The following is a 4,272-nucleotide window of genomic DNA, read 5'->3' on the forward strand; positions in this document are numbered from 1 at the left end:
CCCATGCGGCGATCGTCCTCGGTGAGCACGAAGCCGGCGAGGCCGGCGCCGCCGAACAGCACGGCGTAGACGTCGGGTTCGGCGCGCGCGAAGTCCTGGTAGCAGCGGCAGAGCGCGGCGAGTTCGACGACCGGATCGGAGTCACCCGTCACCGACTCGGCGCGGGCGCGGAAGCGTGCGAAGCCCTCGCGCATCAGCTCCCGTACGAGCTCGGGCATCGAGCCGAAGTGGGTGTAGACAGCCATCGTGGAGGCGCCGACCTCCTTGACGAGGCGACGGGCGCTGAGGGCGCCCGGGCCCTGTTCGGCGAGGATGCGGGCCGCTTCGTCGAGCAGCCGACGGCGTACGGAGTTCGCGGATGGCACGGCAGCAGGGTAACGCTGTTATGGAACGTCACAGCGTTATGGACATCCGGCCCGGGGCCGAGGGAGGTCGCCTTGCCCGCGGGCCCCGGCGCGGAGGTCAGAAACCCAGCTTGCGCAGCTGCTTCGGGTCCCGCTGCCAGTCCTTGGCGACCTTCACATGGAGGTCGAGGAAGACCGGCGTGCCCAGCAGCGCCTCGATGTGCTTGCGGGACTTGATGCCGACCTCCTTGAGGCGGCTGCCCTTCGGGCCGATGATGATGCCCTTCTGGCTGGGGCGCTCGATGTAGACGTTCGCGTGGATGTCGAGGAGCGGCTTGTCGGCCGGGCGGTCCTCGCGGGGCAGCATCTCCTCGACGACGACCGCGATGGAGTGCGGCAGTTCGTCCCGTACGCCTTCGAGCGCGGCCTCGCGGATCAGCTCGGCGACCATGACCTGCTCGGGCTCGTCGGTGAGATCGCCCTCCGGGTAGAGCGGGGGGCTCTCCGGCATGAGCGGGACGAGGAGGTCACCGAGGAGCGCGACCTGCTTGTCGCCGACCGCGGACACCGGGACGATCTCCGCCCACTCGATGCCGAGCTCCTGGCCGAGCCGGTCGATGGCGATCAGCTGCTCCGCCAGCGTCTTGGAGTCGACCAGGTCGGTCTTGGTGACGATCGCGACCTTCGGGGTCTTCTTGATCCCGGCGAGCTCCTTGGCGATGAAACGATCCCCCGGGCCGACCTTCTCGTTGGCCGGCAGACAGAAGCCGATCACGTCGACCTCGGCCCAGGTCGTCCGTACGACGTCGTTGAGCCGCTCGCCGAGCAGCGTGCGCGGCTTGTGCAGGCCGGGGGTGTCGACGAGCACGAGCTGCGCGTTCAGGTCGGGGCGGTGCACGATGCCACGGACGGTGTGCCGGGTGGTCTGCGGCTTCTTGGAGGTGATCGCCACCTTCTGGCCGACCAGAGCGTTCGTGAGGGTGGACTTGCCCGCGTTGGGGCGGCCGACGAAGCAGGCGAAGCCGGCGCGGTGCGGGGCCTCGGATCCAGGGGTGTGAACGCTCATGCGAGCCATTCTCCCCGATCCCGGGCCACTCACGTACCGCGCACCCTTGGCGCACCTCGCGCTCACGCACCGCGCACCCCCGGCACGCCACGCCCTCACGCACCGCGGCACCCCTGGCACCTCGCGCTCACGCACCGCGCACCCCCGGCACGCCACGCCCTCACGCACCGCGGCACCCCTGGCACCCCGCGCTCACCCACCGCGCACCCCCGGCACGCCACGCCCTCACGCACCGCGCACCCTCCGGTGCCGCAGGCGGAGCCACGCCACCGTGCCGGCCCCGGCCGCCAGCAGGACGGCCACGACCAGCCACGGCAGGGCGACGAAGGACACCGCCGCGGACTCGCGCACGTCCTGTGCGCTCGCGGTCAGTGTGACGTCGCCCCAGTCGAGCTGGGGCGCTCCCGCCCAGCTCTCCGTGAGCCGGATCTTCTGGCGCGGCAGCAGCTCGCTGGGGATCTTCGTCAGCTCGCGGGCCAGGAGCGTACGGCCGAAGACTCCCTCGGCGCGCAGGGCGACCTTGGGGTTGAGGGTGACGTTGCCCCGGTTGTGGAGCGTGTACGAGATGACCGCGCTGCTTTCGCCGGCGCCGGGCAGCAGGGGCTTGTCGGGGGCGTACGTCACGTCCTCGACGGACAGGGCGGGCACGGTCGGGCCGTTCACCCGGAGATAGACCCGGGCGCCGACGGCCCGCTGGATGCCCACGGCGACGGCTCCGCCGCTCCCCGCGGCGATGCGCTCGTCGAGGGCGACCAGTGCTCCCGGGTGGTCGCCGGGCTCGGCGGTCCCGGGGACGGTGAGCGTGTACGGGACGGTGACCGAGGAGCGTGCCGGGACCGTGACCCGGTCGCGCTCCGGCTTCGCCCAGGCGCCGACGCCGCGCTGCCGCTCCTTCCGGGTACGTACGGCGAAGCCGCCGTCCCGCGCGGTGTTGTACGCGTCGGCGGCGTACAGCACGAAGGTCAGGGGGGCGGCGGTCTTGTTGCTGACGGTGACCTGGTCGGTGAGCGTGGTGCCGGGGTCGGCGGAGAGATAGAAGTACGGGCGGCGGCCCAGCTCGGAGGCGGCGGGCTCGACGGACCACTCACCGTTGTCGGCGGCGTGGGCGGTGCCCGGGGCGCCGTACAGGAGCGCGGCCAGGGCGAGGAGGAGTGCGGACAGCTTTCGCACGGTGCGAATCCCCGGGGTCGGGGCGGGCCGACCGGGTGCGCGCCCGGCCCGCCGTGGGTGTCAGGTGAGGGTGAGGGTCAGCACGCCCGCGTAGGCGCCGGGTGCGGTGAACGCCGGGACGTCCAGCGACACCTTCGCGCCCGCGGTGAACTCACCGCCGGTGAGCGCCGCGTTGGGGGTGGACGCCAGGGTCGCGCCGGCGCTGCCGACCACGCCCGCGGTGCCCGCCGCGCAGGTGCTGGGGCTGCCCGCCTTGGTGGTGCAGGACGGGGTCCAGGAGAGCTTGCCGGCGTCGATCTTTCCGCCGGGTCCGGTGAAGTCGGTGACCTTGCCGGTCAGGGACCAGCCCGCGGGGCCGCCGCGGAAGTCCTTGACCGTCACCGCGTTCAGGTCACCGGTGGAGGCGCCGCCCTTGCCGAAGTCGACGGACGTCAGCTGGACGGTGTCCCCGGCCTGGGTCATCGAGAGGGTTCCGGCCGCGACGGAGGAGTTCATCTTCTGGCTGTTGGCGGGGAGCGGGGTGTCGTCGATGACGGTGTAGGCCGCCGGGCCCGCGCCCTTGTCGGCATTCCAGGCGGCGCCTTCGTAGGCGACGACGCCGGTGGTGGCCTTGTCGTTCACCGTGAGCTGCGCGGTGAACGAGCCGCTGGAGCTTGCCTTGACCGTCGTCTTGTCGGCGGTCTCCGCCGCTCCGGAGCGGCCAGCCACGGTGACATCGGCGCCCGGGGCGAACTTGGTCCCGGTGACCGTGACCTTGTCGCCCGGTTTACCGGACGCCGTAGCGAGCTGGATGGCGCGCTCGTTGGGGACGGACTGCGGGGTGGCGACGATCGTCTGGGAGACGGGTGCGGGCGGGTTCGTCACCGTGCAGGGGGTGTCCAGCTCCATGATGTAGCTGGTGTGGATGTTGTAGTCGCCGGGCGAGAGCGTGGTCGTGCCAGGCGCGGTGACCGTGAACGTACCGGTCATGGAGAACGACGGGAACGGCGCCTTGCCCGGCACCGGCGGGTTCTTCTTCGGGCCGGTCATCGTGACACTGCCGGTCTGGGCACCGCCGAGGGTGACCTTGCCGGTGGGCGTCATGATGTCGGCCGGGAGGGCGATGTCGACGGGGTTGCCGGCGGCGGGTTTGGTCACGGTGTACGTGACGGTGACCGTGTCACCGACCTTGGGTGCGGCGTTGTCGACGGTGATCTCGGCGGTGGTCGTGCCGTCGATGGGCGGGATGCCGGCGATCGGCGGCGGTACGCAGTGCGTCGGGAAGTCGACCGCCTGTGAGGCCGTCACCTGGGCGTGGGCGGGGGCGATGAGGAACCCGCCGCCGGTGACCGCGAGCGCGGTCACCCCCAGAACGGCTGCCCAGCGTTGTCTTCGCGGAGCTGATCGTTGGGATGCCATGTGCTTCCCCCTTCAGTCGGTGGGCGCCATTGACGTGGCGGGGGGAAGAGAAGTCAATGGAATCGAAATGCACCGACTGATGACCCATCAGATACTGTCAAGATCGGTGTTTCCGCAGGTCAGTTGAGAGGCCGGCGCCACGGAAGGTGACGCCGGCCGGTGAGAGCGGGGTGCGGCGGCCGTGCCGTCGAAGGAGGAGTCGAGGCTGTCGCCAGAAGCGGCGGTTCCGCTGAGCGGGCCGCGCGAGGGACGCGCCTGCGGCGAGCTTTTCCCCACCCCGCCCCTTCCCGTAAC

4 protein-coding genes are annotated in these 4,272 nt (G+C 71.5%); all 4 read right to left on the reverse strand.

Translation table 11 applies throughout. From position 1 onward, the window contains the following. The coding region (locus ACWGI8_RS40460) for a TetR/AcrR family transcriptional regulator (protein WP_453668445.1) at nt 1–365 on the reverse strand (365 nt) is incomplete at its 3' end. A 97-nt stretch (nt 366–462) separates the two neighbouring features. Beyond that, nucleotides 463–1,410 (reverse strand): GTPase Era, encoded by a 948-nt coding sequence (era, locus tag ACWGI8_RS40465; RefSeq protein WP_385416260.1) that lies wholly within the window; start codon nt 1,408–1,410, stop codon nt 463–465. A 225-nt stretch (nt 1,411–1,635) separates the two neighbouring features. Then, nucleotides 1,636–2,580, reverse strand: coding sequence for a WxL protein peptidoglycan domain-containing protein (locus tag ACWGI8_RS40470; RefSeq protein ID WP_453668446.1), 945 nt, complete (start codon nt 2,578–2,580; stop codon nt 1,636–1,638). Between the two features lie 60 nt (nt 2,581–2,640). After that, a complete protein-coding gene (locus ACWGI8_RS40475) occupies nt 2,641–3,978 on the reverse strand; it encodes a beta-xylosidase (RefSeq protein WP_453668447.1) in 1,338 nt (445 codons plus the stop codon). Nucleotides 3,979–4,272: the final 294 nt, after the last annotated feature.

The sequence above is a fragment of the Streptomyces sp. NPDC054841 genome (assembly GCF_053611045.1).

What these genes read in the sequence shown, in the direction of transcription:
- ACWGI8_RS40475 (WP_453668447.1), bottom strand. Translation starts at nt 3,978, where the DNA reads ATGGCATCCCAACGATCAGCTCCGCGAAGACAACGCTGGGCAGCCGTT.
- era (WP_385416260.1), bottom strand. Translation starts at nt 1,410, where the DNA reads ATGAGCGTTCACACCCCTGGATCCGAGGCCCCGCACCGCGCCGGCTTC.